Origin of the sequence: Paraburkholderia sp. MM5482-R2, assembly GCF_050436125.1 — a bacterium.
GTDB lineage: Bacteria > Pseudomonadota > Gammaproteobacteria > Burkholderiales > Burkholderiaceae > Paraburkholderia > Paraburkholderia tuberum.
Genome location: NZ_JBNDLP010000004.1, coordinates 276,680 through 302,323 on the forward strand (window position 1 = coordinate 276,680; position 25,644 = coordinate 302,323).

General features: G+C 60.2%; 19 protein-coding genes and 1 pseudogene. 10 read left to right on the forward strand and 10 right to left on the reverse strand.

Annotated features, from left to right (window positions below; all coding sequences use genetic code 11):
- Positions 1–25: 25 nt before the first annotated feature.
- Positions 26–1,315: an MFS transporter gene (locus OKW37_RS37340; RefSeq protein WP_187630612.1), complete on the forward strand. Its 1,290-nt coding sequence runs from the start codon at positions 26–28 to the stop codon at positions 1,313–1,315.
- 228 nt (positions 1,316–1,543) lie between these two features.
- On the forward strand, positions 1,544–2,278 hold the full coding sequence (locus tag OKW37_RS37345) for an ABC transporter substrate-binding protein (RefSeq protein ID WP_429402284.1): 735 nt from the start codon (positions 1,544–1,546) through the stop codon (positions 2,276–2,278).
- A 106-nt stretch (positions 2,279–2,384) separates the two neighbouring features.
- Here the strand turns inward: OKW37_RS37345 and OKW37_RS37350 are convergent, their stop codons facing one another.
- Both OKW37_RS37350 and OKW37_RS37355 read right to left on the reverse strand, forming a co-directional pair.
- The gene (locus tag OKW37_RS37350; RefSeq protein WP_090811710.1) at positions 2,385–2,801 is read right to left on the reverse strand and encodes an organic hydroperoxide resistance protein; all 417 of its coding nucleotides are present in this window, start codon (positions 2,799–2,801) and stop codon (positions 2,385–2,387) included.
- 812 nt (positions 2,802–3,613) lie between these two features.
- A pseudogene (locus OKW37_RS37355) lies at positions 3,614–4,841 on the reverse strand (ISL3 family transposase).
- A gap of 111 nt (positions 4,842–4,952) precedes the next feature.
- Here OKW37_RS37355 and OKW37_RS37360 point away from each other — a divergent pair.
- The 3 genes from OKW37_RS37360 (at position 4,953) to OKW37_RS37370 (ending at position 11,216) form a co-directional block, all read left to right on the forward strand.
- Positions 4,953–8,351 carry a CHAT domain-containing protein gene (locus OKW37_RS37360; protein WP_429402283.1) on the forward strand — a complete coding sequence of 1,133 codons (3,399 nt, stop codon included), beginning with the start codon at positions 4,953–4,955 and terminating at the stop codon, positions 8,349–8,351.
- A gap of 123 nt (positions 8,352–8,474) precedes the next feature.
- Positions 8,475–9,020, forward strand: a complete 546-nt coding sequence (locus tag OKW37_RS37365; protein WP_429402282.1) for a M23 family metallopeptidase — start codon at positions 8,475–8,477, stop codon at positions 9,018–9,020.
- 576 nt (positions 9,021–9,596) lie between these two features.
- A complete protein-coding gene (locus OKW37_RS37370) occupies positions 9,597–11,216 on the forward strand; it encodes a methyl-accepting chemotaxis protein (protein WP_429402281.1) in 1,620 nt (539 codons plus the stop codon).
- 181 nt (positions 11,217–11,397) lie between these two features.
- Here OKW37_RS37370 and OKW37_RS37375 read toward each other — a convergent pair whose 3' ends face one another.
- The 3 genes from OKW37_RS37375 to OKW37_RS37385 form a co-directional block, all read right to left on the reverse strand.
- Positions 11,398–11,820, reverse strand: coding sequence for a PaaI family thioesterase (locus OKW37_RS37375; protein ID WP_429402280.1), 423 nt, complete (start codon positions 11,818–11,820; stop codon positions 11,398–11,400).
- A 443-nt stretch (positions 11,821–12,263) separates the two neighbouring features.
- Positions 12,264–12,728, reverse strand: a complete 465-nt coding sequence (locus tag OKW37_RS37380) for an SRPBCC family protein (RefSeq protein ID WP_429402279.1) — start codon at positions 12,726–12,728, stop codon at positions 12,264–12,266.
- An 18-nt stretch (positions 12,729–12,746) separates the two neighbouring features.
- Positions 12,747–13,367 carry a LysE/ArgO family amino acid transporter gene (locus OKW37_RS37385; protein ID WP_429402278.1) on the reverse strand — a complete coding sequence of 207 codons (621 nt, stop codon included), beginning with the start codon at positions 13,365–13,367 and terminating at the stop codon, positions 12,747–12,749.
- Between the two features lie 106 nt (positions 13,368–13,473).
- Between OKW37_RS37385 and OKW37_RS37390 the strand changes: the two genes are divergently transcribed.
- Positions 13,474–13,932, forward strand: a complete 459-nt coding sequence (locus tag OKW37_RS37390) for an Lrp/AsnC family transcriptional regulator (RefSeq protein ID WP_429402277.1) — start codon at positions 13,474–13,476, stop codon at positions 13,930–13,932.
- A 353-nt stretch (positions 13,933–14,285) separates the two neighbouring features.
- Here OKW37_RS37390 and OKW37_RS37395 read toward each other — a convergent pair whose 3' ends face one another.
- The 4 genes from OKW37_RS37395 to OKW37_RS37410 all read right to left on the reverse strand — a co-directional run bounded on the left by OKW37_RS37395 (position 14,286) and on the right by OKW37_RS37410 (position 20,946).
- A complete protein-coding gene (locus OKW37_RS37395) occupies positions 14,286–17,360 on the reverse strand; it encodes an AAA family ATPase (RefSeq protein WP_429402276.1) in 3,075 nt (1,024 codons plus the stop codon).
- Complete coding sequence (locus OKW37_RS37400) at positions 17,357–18,010, reverse strand: ABC-three component system middle component 1 (RefSeq protein ID WP_429402275.1); 654 nt, start codon at positions 18,008–18,010, stop codon at positions 17,357–17,359. Before OKW37_RS37400 ends, OKW37_RS37395 begins: the two co-directional genes overlap by 4 nt.
- Positions 17,997–20,438, reverse strand: coding sequence for an ABC-three component system protein (locus OKW37_RS37405; RefSeq protein WP_429402274.1), 2,442 nt, complete (start codon positions 20,436–20,438; stop codon positions 17,997–17,999). Before OKW37_RS37405 ends, OKW37_RS37400 begins: the two co-directional genes overlap by 14 nt.
- A 334-nt stretch (positions 20,439–20,772) precedes the next feature.
- Positions 20,773–20,946: a hypothetical protein gene (locus tag OKW37_RS37410; RefSeq protein ID WP_429402273.1), complete on the reverse strand. Its 174-nt coding sequence runs from the start codon at positions 20,944–20,946 to the stop codon at positions 20,773–20,775.
- A 646-nt stretch (positions 20,947–21,592) separates the two neighbouring features.
- Here OKW37_RS37410 and OKW37_RS37415 point away from each other — a divergent pair.
- From OKW37_RS37415 to OKW37_RS37425, 3 genes are all read left to right on the forward strand, one after another.
- Positions 21,593–22,813: an ABC transporter substrate-binding protein gene (locus OKW37_RS37415; protein WP_429402272.1), complete on the forward strand. Its 1,221-nt coding sequence runs from the start codon at positions 21,593–21,595 to the stop codon at positions 22,811–22,813.
- 107 nt (positions 22,814–22,920) lie between these two features.
- Positions 22,921–23,799: a carbohydrate ABC transporter permease gene (locus OKW37_RS37420; RefSeq protein WP_429487911.1), complete on the forward strand. Its 879-nt coding sequence runs from the start codon at positions 22,921–22,923 to the stop codon at positions 23,797–23,799.
- Positions 23,787–24,599, forward strand: a complete 813-nt coding sequence (locus tag OKW37_RS37425) for a carbohydrate ABC transporter permease (RefSeq protein ID WP_429487909.1) — start codon at positions 23,787–23,789, stop codon at positions 24,597–24,599. The genes OKW37_RS37420 and OKW37_RS37425 overlap by 13 nt, the downstream gene beginning before the upstream one ends.
- Here OKW37_RS37425 and OKW37_RS37430 read toward each other — a convergent pair.
- On the reverse strand, positions 24,586–24,708 hold the full coding sequence (locus OKW37_RS37430) for a hypothetical protein (RefSeq protein WP_429402550.1): 123 nt from the start codon (positions 24,706–24,708) through the stop codon (positions 24,586–24,588). The two genes, OKW37_RS37425 and OKW37_RS37430, sit on opposite strands and share 14 nt — an antisense overlap.
- Here OKW37_RS37430 and OKW37_RS37435 point away from each other — a divergent pair.
- Positions 24,658–25,644, forward strand: coding sequence for an NAD(P)-dependent alcohol dehydrogenase (locus OKW37_RS37435; RefSeq protein ID WP_429402530.1), 987 nt, complete (start codon positions 24,658–24,660; stop codon positions 25,642–25,644). The genes OKW37_RS37430 and OKW37_RS37435 overlap by 51 nt on opposite strands.

Genomic DNA, 25,644 nt, shown 5'->3' on the forward strand with positions numbered 1-25,644 from the left:
TTTGCAGAAACCTTAAGGAGACACGATGAAAACGATAGAAGCCACGACGGCCGCCGCACGCACGGCCGTCGGACGATACCGATGGACCATCTGCGCGATGATCTTCGCCGCGACGACCATCAACTACATGGATCGTCAGATGCTCGGGCTGCTCGCGCCGCTGCTGCAAAAGGATATCGGCTGGAGCCAGGTGCAGTACGCGCAGACTGTGATGGTGTTTACGGTCGCCTATGCGGTGGGTCTCGCGATCTTCGGCCGCATCGCGGATCGCGTCAGCACGAAGAAGGTCTACGGCAGCGCGATGGCGCTGTGGAGTCTCGCGGCGATGCTCCACGCGGTGGCATCGACCGTGCCGGGCTTCGCGGCCGTGCGCGGTCTGCTCGGCTTCAGCGAGGCGGCCAATTTTCCGGTTGCGATCCGCACTACCGCCACGTGGTTTCCGAAGAAGGAACGCGCGCTAGCGACGGGCTTCTGGAACATGGGCGCGACGATCGGCGGCATCGTGGCGCCGGCCTTCGTGCCGATCGCTGCCGTGATGTGGGGCTGGCGCGCGACGTTCATCGCGGGCGGCGCGACCGGTTTCATCTGGCTGGCGGTGTGGATGCTGGTTTATCGGCAGCCTTCGGAGCATCCGTCGGTGTCGAAGGAAGAACTCGACTACATCAATGCCGATCGCGAGGAAGTCGTCGAGCAGAAAGTCGGCTGGTTGTCGGTGCTCAAGTACCGCGAAACGTGGGCGTTTGTGTTCGGCAAGTTGCTGACCGATCCGGTGTGGTGGTTCTATCTGTTCTGGCTGCCCAAGTGGCTCAATGAGTCGCGCCATATCGACATCGGCAACATGGGCCTGCCGCTGATCGCTATCTATACGATGTCATCGGTCGGCAGCGTGGCGGGTGGCTGGCTGTCGTCGCGTTTGATGGCCCGCACCAACAGGCCGAATTTCGCGCGCAAGCTCACGATGCTCATTTGTGCATTGTGCGTGGTGCCGATCGCAACGTTGTCGTATTTCCAGAGCCTGTGGTGGGCGGTCTTCGCCGTTGGTCTCGCGGCAGCGGCGCACCAGGGCTGGTCGGCGAACCTCGTCACGACCGTCGGCGACGTGTTTCCGAAGCGGCTGGTCGGCACGGTGGTCGGTATCGGCGGCGTGGCGGGGATGGTCGGTTCGTTCTTCTTTTCCGGCGTGATCGGCGAGACTTTGCAGCGCACCGGGCAGTATTGGGCGCTCTTTACGGTCGGCGCGTCGGCGTATCTGGTTGCGCTGGGCATCATTCATCTGTTGATGCCGCGGATGACGGCGGTCAAGTTGCGCGATTGAAGTGCCGCTGGCGGGTGAAAGGGCGAGGGGACGTGGCACGGATAACTGGCGTCCCCCGCCCTTGCAATGATGCTTCCTGCCGAACTTTTGGAGCGCGAGCGCAACGAAGAAGTGTCAGAAGCAACGGGCGAGCATCTGTTGCATACTCTCAACGCGCTATCCCGCATCAGCGAAATCCTTGAACCCTGAGACTTCGCTCGCCCCAACGCCATCGCCACGAGAGCCGTAATGACCATCGATCCCTCCGTCGTCGCCGCATTCACGCCCACGGGCAAGCTGCGCGCGTCGATCAATCTCGGCAATCCAATCCTCGCCAATCGTCACGCCGACTCCGGCGAGCCGTTCGGCGTATCGATCGATCTTGCGCGCGCGTTCGCCGCGAAACTGGGCGTCGAACTGGAGCTGGTCGTCTTCGATACGGCCGGCAAATCGGTGCAGGCCGTCGGCGAGGAGCGCGCGGATTTCGGCTTCTTCGCGATCGATCCGTTGCGCGGCGAGACGATCGCGTTCACAGCGCCGTATGTGTTGATCGAAGGCTTCTACCTGGTGCGCGACGACTCGCCGGTACGCTCGAATCAGGATGTGGATCAGGCGCACAACCGGGTCGTCGTCGGCACAGGCAGTGCATACGATCTGTTTCTGACGCGCGAGCTGAAATCCGCGCAAATCGTGCGCGCGCCGAGCTCGCCGAGCGTCGTGCCGACGTTTATCGAGCAGCATCTGGAAGTGGCGGCAGGCGTGAAGCAGCAACTCGAGGCCGATGCGAAGCAAACTCCCGGTCTGCGGTTGCTAGACGAGCGCTTCATGGTGATCCGGCAGGCGATGGGTGTGCCGAAGAGCCGCGGCGAAGCGGCGGCTCACGCGCTGCGTTCGTTTGTCGAAGAGATGAAGGCCTCGGGCTTGGTGGCGCAATCGCTCGCGCGGCACAAGATCGCGGGAGCGTCGGTTGCGCCTGCGGCGTAGCGGGCCGCACGAACCCGACACCGCGTAGCTTCGAAGCTGCTGGCATGGCAGATACGCGGGGCCGCGCGATGCTTCGGCGCGGCCCCGCCACCACCCTCAGCGACGCTCAAACGAGCGTAGTCTGCACATCCACATTACCGCGCAACGCCTTCGAATACGGGCAGGTCAGATGCGCTCGCTCGATCAACCCGTGCGCCACGTCACGCTCGACACCGGGAAGACTGACGAACAGACGCGCCTGAAGAAAGTAAGCGCCATCGGTGGTGCCGAGATCGATCTCCGCATCGACGCTGGTATCGGCCGGCAACGACAGGTGCAACGCGCGCGCCGCCAGCCCGAGTGCGCCGATGAAACACGCCGACCAGCCCGCGCCGAGCAACTGCTCGGGATTCGTTCCACCCCCCGAGGTGCCGGGCGGCGACAGCTTGATGTCGAGACGGCCGTCCGAGCTGCGCGCGGCGCCTTCCCGGCCGCCGGTCGTATGGGTTTTGCCGGTGTACAGCACTTCTTCGATGCGGGTCATGGTGGCTTACTCCTGCTGATCCAGTGATATTCAGGTCTGCAAATCCGGGCTCGAACTTGCGGTGCACGTATTTGAATGCCAGTTATAGCCGGCGCTTTACTAGATCTAACTCTGAGACTGCCGTGAACATTGGGTTTTAGCCTCGTCTAATACTATTCGTATTGGACGAGGCTTTGGGTTTCAGTGATTTTGTTACCTTGAACCCGCATCGCGGGTTCATGCACTTCATAATGGTTTTGCGGTTTCGTAAACCTTTACCTCTCCGGGTTTTTGGGGGGTGCAGGGGGAGAGTTATCCACAGGCTCGCTGAGTGACGACGCGACGACAGTGGACAGAGGCTGCCGGGCGCTCCCGCTGTCACGATTAGCAACGACGCTGGCCGCGATAACGCCGCTTATCGCGGCCAGGCCGCGCCACGCATCGCGTGGCTGCCGCGGTCGCAACTGGAGCCTGCCCGTCCCCCGGCGCGGCGCGCCCTCCGCGGCCGTGGCGTCGAGGCCGGGTCCGTGACACGGTCTTTCACCCTGGGGCGTGCACAAGATCGAGCCAGGGTTCATACCTAAGCCGTCTCCTCCATGTCTCCACATGGATTCCGGCCCGCCGCGCGCGGGCCTTTTTTTGTTGGCCGGGCGTCGGCGCGGGGCGACGGGGGCATCCCCCTCTTCTCCCGACTGATCAGGCAGATGCCGGACCCACTGCGGCCGCTCGGGACGCCGGAGATCAGGCACCGAGTATCAGAGTCCGGCAGTCGCTAGGTACCGCCACTTTAATGACAAAAATGGCTATTTCAAAAGTGGAGTGGCTAATGCGGCTCACGAGGCATGTGGGTTGAAGCTGGAGAAATCGAGTTTGCCAGCGATGAGAAAGAGCACGGTCCGCATGGTAGTGAAGCGTGTGTAGCCGCGAGCCTTGCGTTTGGCAGCTTGAAACAAGCCGTTGATGGCCTCGATGAAGCCGTTGGTCTGGCGGGTCTGAGTCCAGGCGACGATGCCGTCGAAGTGCCGGCGAATCAGACGCGCGACGTCCTTCATCGGCTCGACTTTCGAGCGCATGACATTGGTGCACCACTGCCGCAACATCTCGGAGACGACATGGATTTGCTTGCGCTCGAGAATCTCGCGCAGTTGCTCGCGATACAGCCATGCGCGGGCGGTGCGCTTGGTGGCGTACTGCCTGACCAGCGCCTCGAGGTCGGTCAACTGCGATAGATTCAGTTTGTTGGCGTCCTTGAGCAGCGTCCAGCGCATCCCTTTGAGTTCCGGGTCGGCTTTCTGTTGTTGGCGGCGCACCGTATCAAGCGCCTTGGACGCGTGGGCGACGACGTGAAACTTGTCGAACGTCACTCGCGCGTTGGGCAGATGTTCGCCCACGCCCTTGATAAACGCGGGCGACATGTCGATGCTCACAGAGGTGACTTGCTCGGGCGTGCCGTAGTGCTGGCTAAGGCACGCCGCAAAGCCCTCAATCGTCTTCGCGTCCCGGCCGGGCGTGACGAACACGACGCGCCGCGCCCGCATATCGGCGACCAGTGTCAGATACTCGTGGCCGCGCCGGTACGAGGTCTCGTCAATGGCGACCGTGCTCACGTCCGAGAGGTTCGCAGACGCGAGCGCGAGTTCCACATAGCGCGAACAGATGGCGTGCACCCGGTGCCACGACAGATTGACGATGCGCGCCACAGCGGCAAACAGCATCTGCTGCGCCAGCATCAGCACCAGCGCTTCGAACAGCAACGTGAAGCCGTCAAGTTGGCCGACCCAATCCGGCTCGACCAGCCGTACCGCTCCATCCGGCAAGCGCACTCGCGGTACCCGGACCTCCAGATAGCACTCGTGCTGGAAGAAATTCAGGTGGCGCAGTCGCTTGATTTGCGTGTCATGCACTGGGTGCTCACCGGCGACCCCGGGGTAGGCGAAGCGGCTGCCAGCGACAAAGTCCACGGCAATCGTGAGCTGCCGTTTGGCCGTGTCGAAGTCGACGCCTTTGCACGTACCACGGGGCCTTGATGCCCAAGGCGGCTTCAAAGAGTTGATTCGTCATGTTCGCTTCGTCTCGCATGGCTGGTTGCCGCATTCTGCAGCAACCAGCCATGCCCAAGCTTATCGATTCAGGGCGCCTCAAGGGTTTGCTGCGCCGGGCTCACGCCCGCCCTTGACCCGCCAAACCGCCCACTCGAAATTCAAAGGAGGCAAAAAACTCTATATCAAGGCGCAAATCGCCGAAGTATCGGCAAATATCCACGACGTCAGCGGCTATTCTCCAGACGCAGGCTCATTTTCCTTTATTCCCGTTGGCAAGTGCGGCAGCGGTGTCTTACAGACCGGCAGCAATGTCAACTGCGCCAAGACTACTCGGTGCATGAGGGTGACCGCCCTGCCGACGTCGCCGGTACGTCAAATCCCGCGGGCTCAGAATCGGGACGGGCGCTCTCAGCCCGATGCAATGCAATTCCCAATGACTAAATGTAGCGAGGAGGAGCAAGTGAGAGCGACGCACATGGGCCTTGCGTGTTGGTTTTTCACATTCCTGCTTGCTGGTTGCTCGTCAGGCACACTAACTACACATGATGAAGCGGCGCGCCTACCGCTCTCGGCGTCCACTCAGCCGATCCTGCAGCCGCCGCGAAATGCGAATGACATTCTTGCAGAAATCCGCACCGTAAAGGGCAATGAGGACACCTTGCAGCGGTTGACGGCGGTTGCCAATGCAACATCTCCGCAAGAAGGTCAAAGCCCAATCACGTTCTATTGGAAACGTGCGGGGGCGGCCGCACAGGTCGGTCGTCCCGAACAGGCGCTTACAGATCTGCGCACTGCTTATGAACTGACAGAGCACACCCGCGGCACGGGAGCACGACGCGACGTCGTACGGGAACTCGCCAATGCGGAGTTAGAAGCCGGCAACTTCCAAAAAGCCATCGAACTCATGCAACAGGCTTTACGCGAGGTACCCAAGTCAATCGGCAACTATGAAACGCTGAGTGCCATCTATGCATCGATTGGCGATACCAGCAACTCTCGCAGTGCCGGGCGGCAGGCGCAACAGCTAATGAACCACATCAGCAAGTCCGATCCGCCGCAGGAGTGGCGTGCCCCGACTGTCGAATATCTCATCCTCGAGTCGGACGGCCAGTGGCGACAGGCAGAGCCCTATATACGCGACTCAATTGCCGCCTACGAAGGCAGCGCTCGTAAAGATCGGACGCCCAACTGGATTGAGAAGCGCCTGCTGCATCTTTCCGAGAATCTGGTAATGCAGGGTCGGTACGACGAGGCAGAAGCAATAGATCGGCAGGTGATTCGCACGCTGCTTCATCGCGTCGGGCGAACCAACCTCGATACCGTCGATGGCGTCTTGGCGCTGGGCGATGCGGTCTATGCGCGAAATCACATCGCTGATGCGCTTCGTCTCTGCGACGAAGCTCTCGCGATCCTTGACGAAATGAAGGTACCTCCGAATGTTCGTCAACGCCGCCAGATCGATCACTTTAAGGGCCGCATCTATCTTGCCGAAGGCGAGCTGACCAAAAGTCTTACATCGTTTGAACAGGCAAAAGCGGGCTTGCCCGACGACGACTTCTTCGCGAGATCCCTATTTCATCAGTCGCCTGACGCAATTCTGTCTTTGGCCGCAAATGGGCAAATCGCGCGGGCCGTCCAGCTCGCGGGTAGCTTGGTGGAGCTGCGGCGGGGCACGTATGGGGACGGCAGTCGAGAATGGGCCGAGGCAATCGGCATTCATGCGTTCACGCTTGCCCATGCCGGGCAGAGCGCCGACGCGATCGCAGAGTTTGACGTATTTGCCCAATACTCTACGATCGGCGGGGGTAGCAATGTATTTGATCATGTGCGCTACCGCCTTCTGACGGAATGCTACGTTGGAGTCATGTTCGAAGCCTCGCAGCACGCGAGCGATCCCAACGTGAGGCGGCAGATGACCGAGAAGGCCTTTGTTCTCGCAGATTCGGCGCGCGAAGCTGAGGTGCGACGAGCAATCCAGGCTTCGTCCGCTCGAGCTGCAGCAAGGTCGTCGCAAACAGCTGACGTCGTTCGTCAGGAGCAGGACCTTGCTTTGCGCGCGAGTGCATTGCGCGTTCATCTCGCGAGGCTGTCGGCCACCCGGCCCAGCCCGCAGATACGGCAGATCACGGCAAATCTTGTGGACGAGCTGAAGCTGACTCAGCAGCAGCAGCAGGCGGCGCACAAGGATCTCGTCATGCATCTGAGCGAGCGCGGTGACGCACTTGAGTCACCTAGCGTAGGAGCAAGCGCTGTCGCGAAGGCGCTGCGCCCCGACGAGGTGATGGTAGCGACCTTTGTGACCAGCGATCGCACATTTATCTGGAGTATCGATCCGTCCGGCTCGATTTTGTTTCGCGCGTCCAGCGGCGGACGCGGGCAAATTAGCCGTCTGGTAGCGTTGGTCCGTGCCTCAACCGAAATACACGGAGATACCTTTGCAAGCATCAAGTCGTTCGATCTCGCCGCTGCCTACGCCATCTACGAACAGGCACTCTTGCCTGTACAGCCAGGATGGGATCGTGCGCATTCGCTCGTCATCGTCCCCGATGAAGCACTTGGCTTTGTGCCGTTCGGGTTGCTCCCTGTAGAACGGCCTGAGCACACGACTGATGCTCACGCGATATTCGACGGTTACCGGCAGGTAGCATGGCTGGTTCGCTCGCACGCCACTTCGAGCGTGCCGTCAGCCGCGGCGTTAGTTAGTCTGCGGCAAGTATCGACGGCGACCGGTTTCCGCAAGAATTTCATCGGCTTCGGCGCCCCTCTTTTTAGCGCCGCTCGGTCGGCCACGACGCCTCAGTTCAGCCAACGAGGTACGAGCGCGATCCATGTTTTGGATACACGTATCACCGGCCGTGGCGCACTGGATAGTCAAGCACTTGTCTCGGCACATCTGGACGATCTCATGCCCCTTCCCGAAACGGCCGACGAAGTACGCGAGGTAGCCCGTGCGCTCGGTGCGGATGAGAACTCGGACGTTTTACTCGGTACCGCAGCGACGGTATCGGCCGCAAAGAGCGGACTACTCGCCAATCGCCGTGTCGTCATGTTTGCCACACATGGACTCGTGCCCGGTGACCTTGACGGATTGCAGCAACCTGCTCTGGCCTTGTCAAACCCCAAGGTCGTGGGTGGAACCGGCGATGGACTGCTTAAGATGGATGATGTGCTAACGCTCAAACTGAACGCCGACTGGGTAGTGCTGTCCGCTTGCAACACTGCTGCGGCCGATGGCGCTGGTTCAGAGGCGGTGTCAGGTCTGGGACGGGCTTTTTTCTATGCAGGCACGCGCGCTCTGCTTGCGACGCATTGGGCTGTCGAAACGGAATCGGCCCAGGAACTGACGACCCAGCTGTTTTCTCTTCAACAAGCAGAGCCGACGCTGGGCCGTGCTGAAGCGTTGCGGCAAACAATGGTTGCAATCATTGACAAATCCGGACGATTCAGAGACGGCAAGATGATCGCGTCATATGCACATCCGTTTTTCTGGGCGCCGTTTGCGCTCTTTGGCGACGGAGGTGCGAACTGAACGTTTGCGGGACCAGCGCGGCAATTGGCTGTGGAGGCTCCGAGGACGTGCCCTATTGGACTGCGCTTACCTTCGCGTTTCGCGAGATAAAGCCTGACCAAACATCATCAAAGGAGTGGCGACATGACACTGCCTCTTGTAGTGAACAAGATTCGCTCAGACGGGCCGCATGAGGCTCTAGGCAACTCTTTCGGAAAGGTTAGGAATAGTGGGACGAAATGGCACAAAGGCTGGGACCTCTCCGCCGAATCCAATTCTCCAGTGTTCGCCGTAGCGGACGGATCTGTTGTCCAGATTCACACAAACGTGTCAGGCTTCGGCCGCTGCATCTTGCTCGAATTTCATAATCCGAAGTACAAGCCTGGATTAATTGCTTCGGTTGGAATCGAAAACTATGAAAAGCTGTACGCGCTCTACGCACACCTGAGTCAGTTTGAAGTTAGCGAAGGCGACTCTGTAAGAGATGGTGAGGAGATCGGGAAAACGGGTACGTCGGGTAATGCGGGCGGGGAGCCCGCCCATCTGCATTTTGAGTTATTGCTTGAGAATAGCCTTGCTAAGAGCGCGCGGCGCATCGATCCGGGTGACTTGCTGGGATACGAGTTGTATACGTGCGGTAGCACAGGCTTGGTTAACCAGGAAGTGTTCGGCTCACGTAAGGCTAATTAGCTGCGAGTCCGACGATGGGCCCATCTCAACTGCTCGACAAGCAATCAGCACTGCACTCAAACGAATGACTGTTGAGCACTCGATAACAGTAAATCCCATGTCTACCACCTGAACGACGGCAATGTCTCGGGAAGATTCAATCAACATCGGTCAGAGCACCATTCGCCAGCGCCGGTTTTCGAACGTCTGCAAAGGAGTGTGCAGCCGCCCCACAGCCGCGGATCCCCGACTGTCGGCTAAGGCCGAGATGTTCGCATTGGGTATCGGGCAGTTTTCGGAGTGGACCAGCCGTTCGAGTGTCGGCTCAGCGCGATGTGCGAGCGGCAGCAAGTGGCCGGCTGGTGCCTGATGACGCTCCGTGGGAGCCGACGCACAAGGGCCCTCCGATACGCCTTGGCAAGGTGGTAACCGAGGGTTTCACGGGATGAAACTTTCGCTCGTATCCGCCGATAACTCGAGCAGGAACCACCTGGATGGCCGCCGGACAGTCCGCCGGCGCCACACGGCGCGCCCATACACATGCCACTTCGCATGGCAGCCCTGCGCGGTTTCCATTCATTTGCACGAGGACTCAGGATGCGCAAGCTCAGTTTTACGCAGAAGCTTTGGCTGCCGTTGATCATCAGCCTCGTCGCGTTGCTCGCTGTCTCCGTATCGGCGGCGTGGCAGTCGCGCGAGACGCGCATCGAAGAACGTAAGCACGACCTCACGAACATCGCGCACGTCGGACTCAGCATCGTGACGGAGTATGCGGCGCTGGCGCAAAGCGGCGCGTTGCCGGAGGCGGATGCCCGCAAGCAGGCACTCGAACGCCTGCGCGGCATCCGCTACGGCGAAGACGGCTACTTCCTCGTGATCAATTCGAAGCCGCAGATGGTGATGCATCCGATCAAGCCGGCACTCGAAAGCAAGGATCTCTCGGGCAGCGCCGATGCCGACGGCCGTCACCATTACGTGACGTTCGCGTCGACCGCACAGGCGCCGGACGGCGGCTTCGTCGACTACGTGTTCCCGCATTCAGGCGCGGCGTCGACAGAGGCGGTCGGCAAGATCGGCTACGTGGTGCGCTATGCGCCGTGGGATTGGATCATCGCAACCGGCGCCTATGTTGACGACATCGACGCTGCGTTCATGGCATCGTTGTGGCTGATCGGCGCGATCTTCGTGGCCGTGTCCGCGGTCCTCGTGACGCTCGTCGCGGTGACGAACCGCAGCATCGCGCGCATGGTCGGCGGCGATCCGGCCTATGCGGCCAACGTGGCGGACGCGATCGCATCGGGCGACCTGACGGTGGCGATCCGCACGCGCAACGGCGACACGTCGAGCCTCCTACACGTAATGCAGCGGATGCGCGACGCGCTGACGGGTACCATCTGCCAGATCAAGCATGCGTCCGACAACGTCGCGTGCAGCGCGAACGAGATCGCGAACGGCAACGCGGACCTGTCGTCGCGCACCGAGAGCCAGGCGGCGTCGTTGCAGGAAACGGCGTCGAGCATGGAGCAGATGACGGCGATGGTCCGCCAGACTGCAGACAACGCGCGCACTGCCAGCGAGCTTGCGGCCGGCGCCGCGAAAATCGCGAACCGCGGCGGCGACATGGTCACGCAGGCCGTCGCGGCGATGAAGGGGATCTCGAACGAATCGGGTCGCATGGTCGAGATCATCGCGACGATCGAGGGCATCGCATTCCAGACCAACATCCTCGCGCTGAATGCTGCGGTTGAGGCAGCACGCGCGGGCGAGCAAGGCCGCGGCTTCGCAGTCGTCGCGAGCGAGGTGCGCAGCCTCGCGCAGCGTAGCGCGACCGCGGCGAAGGAAATTCGCGAGCTGATCAGTCATGCGGTGGGCAGCGTCGGCAGTGGTGCAACGCTGGTCGAAAACACCGGCTCGACGATTGACGAAGCGCGCGACGCGATCATGCGTGTGACCGGTGTCGTGCAGGAAATCGCTGCGGCCGCGGCGGAACAGAGCGCTGGCATCGACCAGGTGAATCTCGCGGTCACGCAGATGGACAGCATGACGCAGCAGAACGCGGCGCTCGTCGAGCAGGCGACGGCCGCGGCACAGTCGCTGAAGGAGCAGGCGATGAGTCTGCAACGCGCGGCCGCGGCGTTTCAGGTGGGCGACGCTGACGCTAACGGCGGTGCACAGCTCGCGCCGGCTTCGGTGCAGCACCGCGCAGTGTTCGCGTAAGGACCCGCGCCGCAATCTCGCGGCGAACCTCGCGTTTCATGGCACGTCTGCGCGTTTTTTTGGACCGTCACCTTGCCACCCAATACGGCCGCTCGACGCGTCGTCCGCCAACGACGGCTTTCGATCACACACCAGCCGTTATAAAACTTAGCGGCTCTCGCAACAGCGGCGGTGTTAATCGTTACCGACGTAGGTTAGCGATCGTTGCCTGCATGATCGCAATCACCTTATGCTCGTCCCCAACTCCGGAGAACGCCCGGACTTCACCTGTGCAGACGGTAAGGGTCTTGCCTGCATTCTGTACTCGTCCGATAGCCAGAAAGCGCTTACCAACAGCTGGCCGCAAGAGATTAATTTTGAATTCTGTTGTGACGACTTCAAAGTCAGGCGCTACCTTCGTCAGCGCTGCGTATCCGCATGCGCTGTCTAGAATGCTCGACGTAGCGCCCGCATGGAGATAGCCGTGTTGCTGAGACAGTTGACTTGAAAAAGGTAGGCCGATCTGCACCTCCCCGTCTTTAACGAGGAGAAGCTGTGCGCCAAGTGTAAGCATCAACCCCTGCGCGTTGAAGCTGTTTGCAATTTGCGTGTGAAGATCGGCCATTGTCGTCGGAAAAAAGGCGGTTCGGTGAAGCGATTCGGCGGCACTTAAATCGTATCAACTGCTCTAGCGACGGAGACGCGCGACATTCGCAGTTCCGGTACGAATGAGCCGTTACGTCGCATGCCGCCGATCGCCGGCACCCACAGTCGGGGCAATACATGCGCGCTGCACCCGGCCGTATACCGCCCGGCGACAACACAGCGACGCTCCTCCCCGGATTCGTTGCCTCAAAGCCGACTGTCGCGCCGCGGCGAGAGCATTGGACTCTCCATCCGTCCGCGAGCTGATCAATTTGCGTGACAGGCTGCCCTGCGTCCTGCTGCAAGCCCAGTGTGGCGACAGCAAATCCGCAATCCGCGGATTTGACCGGCACCGCTCGCAATTGGCGGTGTACGTCGGTGTCGCAGAAGCCGTGAAGCTGCTGCAGCCACGGGCCGAGCGCTTCAGCGGATTGGAATTGCCAGCAGCAACTCGCGACAAGCTGCTATCTTACGTGCCCAGTCGTCGATCATTGCAGCGAAGCGCTCGCCAACGAAATCCTCGATCGCCTGTTCGCCCGCAGCGTTCAGCGCGGTGAGCTCGTAGCTCACCCATACTTCGGTGCGCGCCTGGTCGATTGCGACACAACGCACGTCGACAAGGCTGGTGCGCGAGGCCGGTGTGCAGCGTAAGTAGCGCGATCGGTGTGCCTTGCTGTCGAAGTCAGCCAGGGTCCAGATGGTCAGCTCATCACCCTGACCAGTGATGAACACCATACCGGACTCTGTGCGGCCGTCGCGGGGGTAGACGTAGGTTGGCTTCCAGCCGTCAACCCACAGCTCCTCGCCGGCCGGCGTGAAGAACATGAAGGCTTGGTCGACCGCGGCGTCGACTACGATTCGGTGGCTTGCGTGCAGACGGTGCGCCATGGGTTAATCCTCCATTGATCATATGGTGAGCTGGCCAAGCTGCCATAGCCCGAGTCCAGCCAGCAGCGCGGCTGAGCATAGGTTGACGGCGCGTTGCCAACGTTCGTCGAAACGGTCGCGCAACTGGCTCACACCGGTAGACAGGATCAACCACCACAGCGACGAGCCCACCAGTACACCGACCACCATCACCCAAGGCGAAACCGATGGCGCGCGGCCTGCCAGCGCGCCGAACACCGCCATGAACGACAGGATGGTCGTCGGGTTCGACATCGTCAGCACAAACGTGCCGGCCACGTAGCGCAGTAGTGTGCTGGTCGGCCGGGACGTATACACCCTGCGCACTGCCCGCTTTGTGGCGATGCGCCAGGCAAGCCATAGCAGGAAGCCGCCACCGAACAGGCCCAGCCATAGCCTCAGGCTCAACAACCAGCCGATCAGTCCGCTGACGCCAAACGCGCCGATGGCGCCGTACACTGCGTCGGCGAATGCCGCCCCCAATCCAGTGGCGAGCCCCGCAGGGCGGCCATGGTCCAACGTGCGTTGGATGGCCAGCAATCCAATCTGCCCGACGGGCGCGGCGATCGACAGCCCGATGAGTAGCGATTGGCCGAACAGCACGGGTACGGGTGACGACAAGATGAGATCCATGTCGAGAATTATCCGACGGCATCGAAAAGTTGCGCAGAATAAAACACCAACCCAAAATCCAATTAACTTTCGATTTTTCAGGTAGAAGCCCGTTATGACCGAAGCACTGCAACTCGACGCCAAAGCCTGGGCGCTGCTGATGGCACTACAGGAGGATGGGCGCGCACCGCTGAAGACCCTGGCCCTTGCCGCTGGGTTGTCGGTACCTGCCACTGCGGAGCGACTCAAGCGTCTGAAGGACTCCGGCGTGGTGCGCTCTTTGGGTGTCGAACTGGATCCGGTGCAGGCCGGCTACGCCGTGCGCGCCATTGTCGGCATCACCGTGCCGCAGCCCGGCAAGAATAGCTTTCTCGACAAGCTGCGCCGCGCGCCCGAGGTGCTGGAATGCCATCACGTGGCCGACGCCGATTCCTACATCGTGGTGTCCCCCAGCCTTGAGCAACTGGAGCGCTTTCTCGCCTCCATCAACAGCTATGGCGAGACGCGAACCTCGATCGTCTTCTCCACCCCCATTCCGCGTCGCGGCCTGGTGGTGCCGGGCGCGTCACGCTGAGCCTCCAAGGGGCCGCGGCCGATCCGCTTCTCGCGGTCGCGCCGTTGCCGGTTCAAGGGCAACTACCAGAAAAGCGGTCGCTTGAATGACTACTCTCCGTCGATAGTGAATGACGGGAACTGGCCGAGAGCACCGGTCCTGTGAACGTTCTACAGAGCCGAAGTTGGAGTCGTCAACGGCTGCTTTCCGGCGACGTGGGTGAACGCGTACTGCCGGCCATGAACCGTCATTCAAAGATAGAATCTGAGCGGCAGCTATGGTCGTCACCGGACTCTCGCCGCCCAGTGGCGCCGAAGACATTGACTCAGATGATCGGAAGCGAGCTAAGCACCAAGCGTGATGGGTTCTCTTCCTTAGGCAACGCGAGAGTTGCTCACATAAGGATTCACCAATCCGCCTGCGCCACGTGGGACAAGCTCATGGACACGGTGCGGTATGCCAGCGCTGCGACACTTCCTAATCAAGAACTCAGCTTCGGCACTGTCGTGAGTAGACAGGATGACTTGGTAGCCCAGGCCCAGCACCATCTGCCGAACGAGGTCCATGAAAGCACTGGCATGAATAACGTCGTTGTGTTGCAGTGGGTCGTCAAGAAGAAGCCCGCGCCAGCGCGACCAGCCAAAGGTCGTACTAGCAGCAAGGAGCGCCGCAACGCTAAGCGCTGAGAGTTGCCCTTCGCTGAAATAGAGGCTTGGATTCATGTCCACCTGACTCGTTGATCCATCTAGCTCGCTGTGGACGATGTTGGGTCGAAGTTCGGAGCGGGTAGCGTGGTGTTCTGCCTTGTAGGTGACGGCCGTCTCTGACCAGGTCATGAGAGCCCGAGCGAAGCGCCTAATAGTTTCGTTCAGCGGTACAAGTACGCCGCCAGCATAGGCCTTGGCCAGTTCTTGCATGCGCGCTCCGACATCATCGACCTTCGCCTTCGCCTCCTGCGCGAGCTTTAGATCCTTCGAAGCTTGTTCAACACACTGGGTAAGGTGCGCCTGACACCCTTGTTCGGAATCAACTTGCGCGGCCTTAACCCTGGCCACGATGTCCGCTTCAAGCTTGCGAAGTTGTTCGTCATCGTGCCACTTTCGGTACCCAACCACCAGACGCTCTATCGCCGGTTCGATCGAGTTCAACGCCGCGGCTCTATCAATCTTTACCTGTCGATATGACGCCAGACGCTCCGGGTCGGGATCTCCAGTTTGACCAATTCCAGTCCACCGTCCACGTGTTTCCTCCAGCTCGCGTGCGAGCGCGGCCAGCCGAGACTTTGTAGCTTCAATAGTCCCTACTTCTCGCGCCTCGGCAGCTTGAAGCGCATCACGATTTGCTTGAGTTGTGGCAAGGCTGGACCGTGCTGCGGCGGCGAGCGCTCCCGCGTCGCGGGTGCGCTCTTCGGCAACTTTCTGCTCCATCGCCAGGTCAACCAAGGCACCACGCTCGACGCTCCACAGATCGGGATGTTGAAGTAGTACTGATCGTGCCGTTTGAGCGTCGTCGGATGCGCTGACCAATAGCTTCTGCGTTGAGCCTCGCTTTACCTCTTCGGCTTTGACAGATGCTTCAGCACCTGAAAGAAGAACCGCAATCCCTTCTGGAGTCTCGGTCTGCGCCAGAGCCTCATCAAGTCGCAGTAGCTCTTGCTCCAACTCGACGACACCAGCTTCGTCGTACTTGCCATCAGCGATGCCACCGGCCTCGACTAGTTGCTGGCGCAGATCGTCCTCCTCAGACCGGTAGCTGGCCAAGGACGCTTCAAGCTGTCCGACATCGGACAATTCTCGGTCCGCCCCTGCAATTTGACGATGCAACTCCTCAACCTCAGCACGCGCCTCTGCCAATGCATTCGCAATGGTGTGGGCAGGTGTGGCGCCGGCCGCGAGTTGACCTTGAACTAGATCCAATAGTCGACCTGCAGGGAATGTCGTCGCGCAAACCGGGCATGCCGTGTCGTCATGGCTGAGTCGGTGTGCAATCGCCGCTACCGCTTCGGTAATGGCCCGTGATCGGTCATCGTGCCGACGGAGTTCGTCGTTCAAGGTGACGACTCTGGCGACCGCTTTTTCCGCTTGGTCGGCCCACGTCGCTCGCCTTTCGCGGATTTCGAGTACATTCCGATCCGTGAGCAGTCCTAAGACCCGAGCAATCTCAGCCACAACCCTCACCATGGATGCAGAGATCTGCGAGCGCCTGCGCGCAAGGGTCACCCGGTCAGCAAGAGCTCGACGCTCAGCTCGCCGACCGACCGCTTCCGCATGCTGCTTTCGCAATACCTCGCAGTTTGCTGCCGCTTCGCTTTGCGCCATCTCTGATGCTCTCAGCTCTGCCTGCAAGGTGGCTTGGCGCGCCAAGGCGTCATCTAGCTGTCTAGCCGAGACCGCTACGCGGCCAATGGTGACGAGGCGGTTCTGAGCGTGACTAACCTCAACTTCACTAGCCCGCAGGGCCTCCGCCATTTCAGCCAATCTTCCATTGGCATGCATTAAGTCGTCGCGCACCGACGCAAGCTTGGCTTCGGTTGCGTCCACTTGCAAGCCAAGCGTGGAGCTTTCTGAGCGGGCGGACTCAAATGCATTCAGAAGTCTAGTTAGTAAATTGGCGTCCTCGTTGTCCGCATCGGCTCGATCTGTCGCCGCGCGGAACAGCGAAGATAGTGCATCTAACGCCGCCTCAGGTGGTCCATCTGCAGAGTTTTGAGACCAGTTTCCCTGATTTGTCAGCCCGATGATCTGATTGGCGAGTCTGTCTACGTCCGCTCGCAGCTCGGACGGCGGGACCGCATGTTCAGAAGATGCCAACTGTCGCGCGCGATCGCGGTCACTGAGCAATTCGTTCCACGAGGTCAGATTGAGCGTCGCTTGCTCAAGCTTTGAGCCCCTGTCCTCAATTGCCCGGGTGAACGCTCGCTTCACCCCCATCCCACTCATACGCTCGCGCAACGTGTTGATGCGGTCAACGCCTGCCGGACCTTTCAGTGCTTCCCATTGGTCTGTCGGCTTCTTCAGCGAAAAGCGCTGTGCAGACGCTTGCCCAAAAAAGTGAGTGATCGACAAGTAGCCGTGGAGACTGCTGATCTCGGCCCACTCGGGGCGCTTGAGCAGCCGAATAATCTCGGCTTCGCTGGCCTCAAAGCCAGCACCTCGATCAATGATGGTGCCATCCGAAAATTGGAGACTAACGCGATGGCTCTTTTCGGGCGCGCCGATGCGCGTCAGCGGGTCGATGATCTTACGGCGCCCATCCACTGGGATGTCGTTGAAACGACCTACTTGATCAGTTAGCGCCCATTCAATGCCGTCAAAGAAGCTGGTCTTGCCTAGACCGTTCCCGCCAGTGATCAGCGTGACGCCAGGACCTGTAGGAAACTCGAAGGCATAGCTATCGCCGTAGATGCGAAAGTTTGAGAACTCGACGCCACGCAAATAAAGGTCGGTCATAGGGCTTTCCCTCGTTGAAGCTCAATCAACCGGTCGACGAGGCCCGCGAAGTCGAGCTCCTGGTCTTGCAAAGCATCCTCCCAACCGTCGGGAAGGGAGAAATCTGCGACGCTATCCAGGCGTTCTGTCCGCTGCTCGGCCGGCCAAGGGCGCGCGACAAAAGTGCGTTCTAGGAACTCCTTGGCATTGTCTGCCGTCGGAGGATCGTTGAACAGCCAAACGAGCTTACGACAAACACGGTCGTCGGCCTCGATTTCTGCTGCAAGCTGACGCCAATCCGGCTCTGCAAATGCACCTACGGGACCCGCCAAGAAGAGATGCAGATTCGGAGCGGCAACGCCGAGCCATGACCTTGCGATGGTAGCCTGATTTCGATAGCGAAGAACTTGTGTACCAACGCTTCCCCGGTTAGGCGGGCCGTTCAACACCCCCAACAGAACGGGAAAGCCGTCGAACACCACGGCCTCGACGGATTCTGGTAGGTCGCTACGTTGCCGCCGGAGCGGACTATCTGAAATCGCATCGCTCAGAACTTCGGAGTTGAATCTGTCGCCCTTTAGATACTCGGGAGCGTCCGTGACCATGGCGCCTATGGCTCCGGCCGCCTGAAGCAGCATGGGCGCCAGATCTGCTGCGTCAAGATTGGGCATCGCTGACCTCCTCTAAAGACTGTCGAGCTGCGTCTGTTCGGCGCTGGAAAATAGACTGAAAGAACCGTTGCACTGCAAGATTTCCCTCCTCGAGTGCGCGCAGGAATTCACCATCCGCGCCGATAACTATGGGCTTTTCACTCAAGGAGGGCACGCCTACTTTGGGCGGGTCAGAGCTGATCTGGTCCATCCGAATATCACCTTCCATCATCTGCGCAGCTTCGCTCAGCTCAGACAGAAGGACAACGCTTGTGGTCCAGTTGTGCTGGCCCACCGCGAGTGCGTGAATCGCGCGGCGATCAATCCACTCGACGCCACAGGTGTGTCCGGTCAGCGCTTCTACAGAAACGTTTCCCGGGTGCTGCGATGCAGGGGCAACAGGCCGACCCGAGCAGACCGCAAATGCTAGGGCGAAGATCGTTGGCATCGCGAGGTATCTGCTTACGACCTTCGGCCCTATGCGCACCAGGGCCGTCACCTCCACGTCGACTTTGTCTTGAACGCTTGCAAGCAATCGAAGGAATCGGCGCCGCTTGTCGGCATCATGGGCTAGGACTCCATTCCATGCCTGCCAAAGCTCCCAGAGCCTATCTCGCAGTGCGGGTTCGATTTCCCAGCCCGTTGGGACAGCAGGCGGTCCCAAAAAGTTAAACAGGGCACCGTGTACCGCGTTGAGAGTGCTGGCGTCGAGGCGCTCGTGAATTGCGTCGGCCAACTCCCCAAGGTGGAACTCGGCCATATCAACGAGTGCGGGCGGGTCGCGCCAATCTTCGACAGGCGAGCGGAAGTTCAGGTGGGGGCCTGGGTGGGAGCGGTCTGACCACAGGCTGTCGAGCGCAGTTCGCCAGCGCGCAGCATCACGTACGAAGAGGGTGAGGTCGCCGGCATGTGCGCCAACACGGGCAATAGCAGCGAGTAAGCGCGACGCGTCTGCCGCACCGACGTCGCAGTACAGCTCCACTGTTGCCCCGTGTGCCCACAGTAGATGGATTTCTGATGGTTGTATGTCACCAGCCCAAATCACTGTGCCGGCCGCAGACAAGCGGATTGCCACGCGCTGGGCGTTCGGTTGGACGGCAGCTTGTGGCGCTGGCTGGGCGGCCGCAGGCGCCGCGTCCGCGCGAAATGGTTCGAATCGATCGATGGCAGTTGCGCTGAGTCTCGGGGATACAGGTCGGGTCGGATGTCCCGCCGAAATCGCGGCTCGATATGTCGCGAGCAGATCCGCAAACGGCGTTAAATTGGTATCTGTATCAGCTCCAAGACGCAGGAATCGTTTGAACGGCTGGATGGGGTGGGCATCACCTGCCAGCCTGACGTCTCCTGTCTCCGGTGGGGCGCCATCGAAGTCAACGCCCACCTTGAGCGTGATGGCTTTACGGCCTATCACTTCATCCGCGTCAGCCTCGAGGACCAAAAACACCGTAAATCGGTTGTGCAATGCGGTGGCCCGCCGAAGAAGGCGGGGCTCCTTCGTGTGCAGACAGATCCGCACATTCGGCCTCAATCGCTCATTGATGGCAACCCAGACCTCAGGTGGAACGAGGGGGCGGACTCGCGCACGATAGTTAGCAAGCAGATCCATGTCGGCGCCGGGTTCCCATGCCTCCTGCTCAATTGCTTCAAGTTCAGCTAGCGCCGGGCCGAAATTCTGCTCAATCAACAATTGACAGATGTCAATGTGCTCATGGCTATCGAAGGCCGCAATCAAGAAATCAACCAGTCCGCCATCGCCGTTCCCGGAGATAAAAATCAACGGATCGCGGACGTTCGCAAGGATGGGCGCCGAGAGTTCCGTTGGCGTCCAATACGACGATGTCTCAGAACCCAGGAACCGCTCGATTCCGAATCCGATCGAGAGCACGACTACGTCGTAGATGCGGTTCGCCGCTGAGCCAACATTTGTCACGACGCGGACCGGTCCAAGGTCGGTGCTCTTGATCTCTGTGACTTTGTGATCGCAATGAACGGCAAGCTTCGAGTTGCTCCGTGCCTGCTCAAACTGCGCGGTCAGCACCTTCGCGACGTCGCCTGCAGGTCCAGCCTGCCAATTCATGATCGGCAGGCCCGCGTCTACTTGATCCCACCCCGGTGCTGGCCAGTCATAGAAATGCGGATGAAGAAAGCGCCGACTGTTGCGCTGGAAGTCCAGAGTGCTTGGCCGAAGCTCGAACAGGTCTAGGCTTCCAAGATTCGGGGCAGCTTTTGCAAATGCGACCGCTGCCGTCATGCCGGCGACGCCGCCGCCCACAACCGCCACCTTCCCGCCGTTCAGTCGCACCAGCCCCTGCGACAAGATCGCATCGACCAGATTGAGTGCGCGCACTTGTTGGGAGTAGACCGTCACACGTTGCTCAAAGCAGCCAAGGACAAGGACGCGCTTCGTACCTGTGACTAGCGTTGCTTCGACGATTTCTTGAGGCGTCATGGCTACCTTGGAAGGGAATTCCAGCGTTGCCGAGCGCGAATTTCTTGACTCATCGCCTTCCTCACTGGGTTTATTACGATCATTATCTACTGATCATAGCAATTGCGAACCGTGCCCATTGCAGAACCTTCTGGAAGAGGCTGGTTGGTCAGTTGCAGCCCATCGCGGTGACACTCTCGGGGCTAAAGGATGCACGTGCGCATGCGCCTGTTTTTGGTGGTGCCCCTCACTGGGCGGATGTCTGACCGCCTCAGATGAGCGATATGCGGCCAGCAGCGTGAGTTCAGCCGCAGCGACCGAAGGGCTGGAGACGCCGCGAAGCAGTCAAGGATACTTACTGGTCGAACTTCCGCTTCGCGCCCTGAGTCAGTCCGTCAAGTCTTTTGAGGGGGTTGCTCGATGCCGCCACCGTCAGCAGTTCGCCACATTGCCGACGTAGAACCGAGGCAGCGCCAATGTCGGCAATGGCCGAAGCGCGCACGTCGTCCATCCGGCAGGACTCGGCCATGAAGCGTCATTCGCCCGCACCGTTGCGCGGACGTTCAGATGTCGGATCCACCCAGCAAGCGGCCATTCAATTCGCGAGGACGAAATGTGCTTCATCGGCCATTGCTGACATTGGGCCGGGCTGAGTTCTGCGTCAGCAATGCGGCGGATTGCTGACGGTGGCGGCATCGAGCAGCTAGACGGCAGCTTCCTGCATCAGCGAACTCACACTCCCGACCCTCAACGGACGGTGGATCATGCGCTGCATAACCGGTTGAATCCGCCTAGCAACTCCGACCACAACTCGTTCGATGTACGCCGGAACAGACCTGTCCAGCACTCGTCACCTGTACTTTCGAGACGAAACAGCGATCGAAGCGACCTGCTGACTGGCGTCCTCCACGGCGTGGACACTTCCGGGACCGCTTCGGTCACTGACACATTTTGTGCGCCGCACCCAAAGCGCGAGCAAAAAGTATCAGCGGCTTCCGCCTTTTGCAGTGGCTGGCCATTGGCCGCGACCACTACAGTTCTCGTCACCGTACGCCTGCTCTGCTCTCAATCGCAGCGCCCGTATGGCGTTGCCAAAAAACATTCCAAAAGCGGAGACGAGAGTGAAACCAATTCAATTGTTGACAGCTTGCGCGTTCCTAGGCGCAAGCCTTCCCATGCTAGCGACGGCACAGACCTGCAACGTTCCCGTGCTCAAGGTGCTTGCCCAGAAGAGCCTCGGCCTGACAGTCATGGAGAAGTCGCTGCCCGACTATGAAAAGCGCAGCGGCACCAAGATTGAAATCAACTACTTTGGTGAAAACGACCGTCGTTCGAAATCACGACTCGACGCGTCGACGGGCGCGGGTTCCTATCAGATCTATTACGTTGATGAGGCGAACGTCGCCGAGTTTGCATCAGCGGGCTGGGTCGTACCGCTGCTGAAGTACTACCCGAAAGACGCCGACTACGACGACTTCCTGCCGGGCCGGCGCGCGGTGGCAAGCTATAAGGGCGTCGCGTATTTCGCTCCGCTGATCGGCGGTGGCGATTTCCTGTTCTACCGTCGTGACCTTCTCGAGAAAGCGCATCTCCCAGTGCCGAAAACGCTCGACGAGCTCGTTGCGGACATCAAGAAGCTCAATGCGCCGCCTAACATGTACGGTTGGGTTGCACGCGGGCAACGCGGGTCGGGCATGAACGTGTGGCGCTGGGCGCCGTTCATGCTCGCCGAGGGCGGTACCTGGACCGACAAGAGCCAAGCTCCATCCTTCAATTCGCCGGGCGCGGTGAAGGCGACGCAACTGTATCGGGATCTCTTCAAATACGCGCCCCCGGGTTCGGCGACGTACGACTGGAGCAACGCGCTCGAAGCGTTCCGTTCCGGCAAGGTCGCGTTCATGATCGAATCGACGCCGTTCGCCGACTGGATGGAAGATCCGACCAAGTCTAGCGTGGCGGACAAGGTGGGATACGTCAGGCCGCCGGCACCGTTGCCGTCGGCTGCCTATGGTCATGGCCTGGCGATTTCTTCTGTCGGCGCCAAGGACGAATGCACGCGTCAGGCGGCAGGGAAGTTCATTGCCTGGGCGACGGGCAAGGATCAGGAGCAGGCCCGCCTTCGCGACAACGTCTTTAGCGACTACAACCGCTCGAGCACGATCAAGAGCGATTACTTCCAGAAGCACGTCAAGCCGCAGATTCTCGCTGGCCTGAACGATACCAACCCGGTGACAAAGGTCACGATCTGGTCAAGCCCGCAGTGGCCGGATATCGGCGACAACCTCGGTATCGCGCTGGAGGAGGTGTTCACGGGTACGCAGCCGGATGTTCAGGCAACGCTGAACGACGCCGTTCAGTACGCTCAGGACGCGATGGAACACGGCGCGAAGAAGTAACGCGCACGCCCCTTGCAGCACGCGTTGTACTGCGAGGGGCACCGCCGATCCAGTCGTGGTCTCACAGGAACACTGAATTCGCGGACTCTACGTTGTTGGAGAAGTCAATGTTCAATCGGGGTAAAACCAGCCTTCCGTTCGTATTTCTTGGCCCGCCTCTTGCCTTGATGGCGGTCCTCGGTCTAGTTCCCACTGTCGCGGCAATCAACCTAGCATTGAGAAATCGCGTGTTGCGCTATCCGGACAGCGAGTACGTCTGGCTGCGCAATTTCGCCCGGCTGTTCTCGGACAGACGGTTCCTCAATTCCATCGAAGTATCGGCGATCTGGGAAATCACCACGGTGGTCGGCGCGGTCGTGGTCGGCGTTCTGGTTGCGATCTATCTGTTCGAGCAGATGCATGGCCGGATGCGCAGCGTCATTTCGCTGTTGCTAATCGTGCCAGTGCTTCTACCGCGAGTCTCGGCGGCCTTCATCTGGAAGTTCATGTATTCGCCTCTCACCGGCATTCTCAGCTGGTTTCTTGGTCTGCTGGGAGTTGAGAACACGGCTTTTCTTTCCGATCCGCATCTCGCGCTGTACGCGGTGGCAGTCGTCGATATCTGGCAGTGGGGATTGTTCTTCGGGGTCGTCATATTGAAACTGCTTGAAACGCTGCCGCCCGAGCCGCTCGAAGCCGCCCGCCTCGACTATTCGCGCACCTGGCAGGTCTACGCGTATATCGCCTTGCCGATGCTAAAGGTGCCGATCATGAGTCTGGCGTTCATCAAGATGGTCGAGTCGCTGCGCTCGTTCGATCTGGTCTACGTGATGACCAAGGGCGGCCCCGGGATCACGACTGAAACCCTCGACATGTACGCGTATTCGCAAGGCATCGGGGTGTCCGGAAAGGTCTCGTATGCCTCAAGTATGGCCGTGCTGATGATGGTCGCGACCACGCTGATTTTCACCTTCATCTGGAAGCGGGTGAACAAATGGGAAGACTGATTTCGCGAAGCACCAGTTGGTCGCTCGGCGCGGTGCTCGCCATAGTGGCCGTGTTTCCGATTTTCTGGGCGTTTCTCAATTCGTTGAAAAACCTGCTCGACATCGTTACGCCGACGCCGCGCTTCTTTTTTTCGCCGACACTCGACAACTACCGGCAGGTTGTATCGAGCCCCGAGGTACTCATCGGACTCGCCAACAGCCTTTCTATCGTCGGTTCTGCTGTCGTGTTGGGCGCGCTGCTCGGCGTACCTGCGGCCTATGTCATCGCACGCTATCACCTACCGGGCAAGCGCGACATTCAGTTCTTCCTTTTGTCGCTGCGGTTTCTGCCGCCGGTCGCAATCGCCGTCCCGTTGATCGCGATCTGGGTCGATGTTGGGCTGTATGACACGAAGCTGTCGATGGTGGTGACCTATCTGCTGGTCACGCTGTCGACCATCACATGGTTGTCCATTCCGGTATTTCAGCGCTTGCCGCGTGAGGTCGAAGAAGCCGCCACCTTGGACGGTTACGGCCCGTACGGGGTGTTCTGGCGCATTGCATTGCCGATCAGCGCAACCACGCTGATGGGTGGCATCGTGTTCAGCTTCGTACTGGTCTGGAATGAACTGATGATCGCACTCGCCTTGACGTCGTCGAGAAGCGCGACGCTGCCGGTCGTTGCCTCCGCGTTCACTTCGCTCGGGCAGGAGGTGCCGTGGGGCGTCATCAATGCTTCCACCGTCCTGCTCGCGCTTCCTCCGATCATTTTCGTCGGCGTCCTGAGCCGGCTGTTGAATTCAATGCTCAAAGGCAAGTAAGGAGATAGTTTTGAAAGCCCTCGTACTCGAAGAAGCGCGCCAACTCGCGCTGCGCGATATCGACCTGCCGCTCGAAGTCGGTCCTCGCGACGTCAAGATCAAGATTCATACGGTTGGCGTTTGCGGTAGTGACGTCCATTACTACACGCACGGACGCATCGGACCGTTCAAGGTCGAAGCACCGATGGTGCTTGGTCACGAAGCGTCCGGAACGGTGGTCGAAACTGGCAGCGAGGTCACGCATCTGCGTATGGGCGACCGCGTTTGCATGGAGCCGGGCATTCCGCAATTCGACTCGCCGGCGACGATGCGCGGCCTGTACAACCTGGACCCTGCGGTGCGTTTCTGGGCAACGCCGCCCATTCACGGTTGCCTGACGCCTTATGTCGTGCATCCGGCGGCATTAACCTTCCGGCTTCCCGACAATGTGTCCTTCGCGGAGGGCGCGATCGTCGAGCCACTGTCGATCGGGCTACAGGCCGCCAAGAAGGCTGCGATGAAACCCGGAGATGTCGCGGTCGTCATCGGCGCGGGGACGATCGGCGCGATGACCGCCCTGGCCGCACTGGCAGGCGGCGCGTCGCGCGTCATTCTGGCAGATGTGATCAAGGAAAAACTGGCTCTCTTCGCCGACAATCCAGCAGTTACGACAGTTAATGTGCTGGAGCAACGGCTGGCCGATGTTGTTCGGGAAGTCGCCGCGGGCTGGGGTGCCGACGTCGTGTTCGAAGCGAGTGGCAACGCGAACGTCTACGATGACCTGTTTGATCTCCTCTGCCCGGGTGGCTGTGCGGTCCTTGTTGGAATGCCGCTCGACCGCGTGCCGCTCGACGTCGTTGCCATGCAGGCGAAGGAAGCGCGCCTCGAATCGGTGTTCCGCTACGCGAATGTGTTCCCGCGCGCGCTGGCGCTGATCAGCTCAGGAATGATTGATGTGAAGCCGTTCATCTCGCGCAAGTTCGCGTTCGCCGACGGCCTCAGGGCGTTCGAAGAGGCGGCAGCAGGGCGCCCGAATGATGTCAAGATCCAGATCGAGATGGACTGA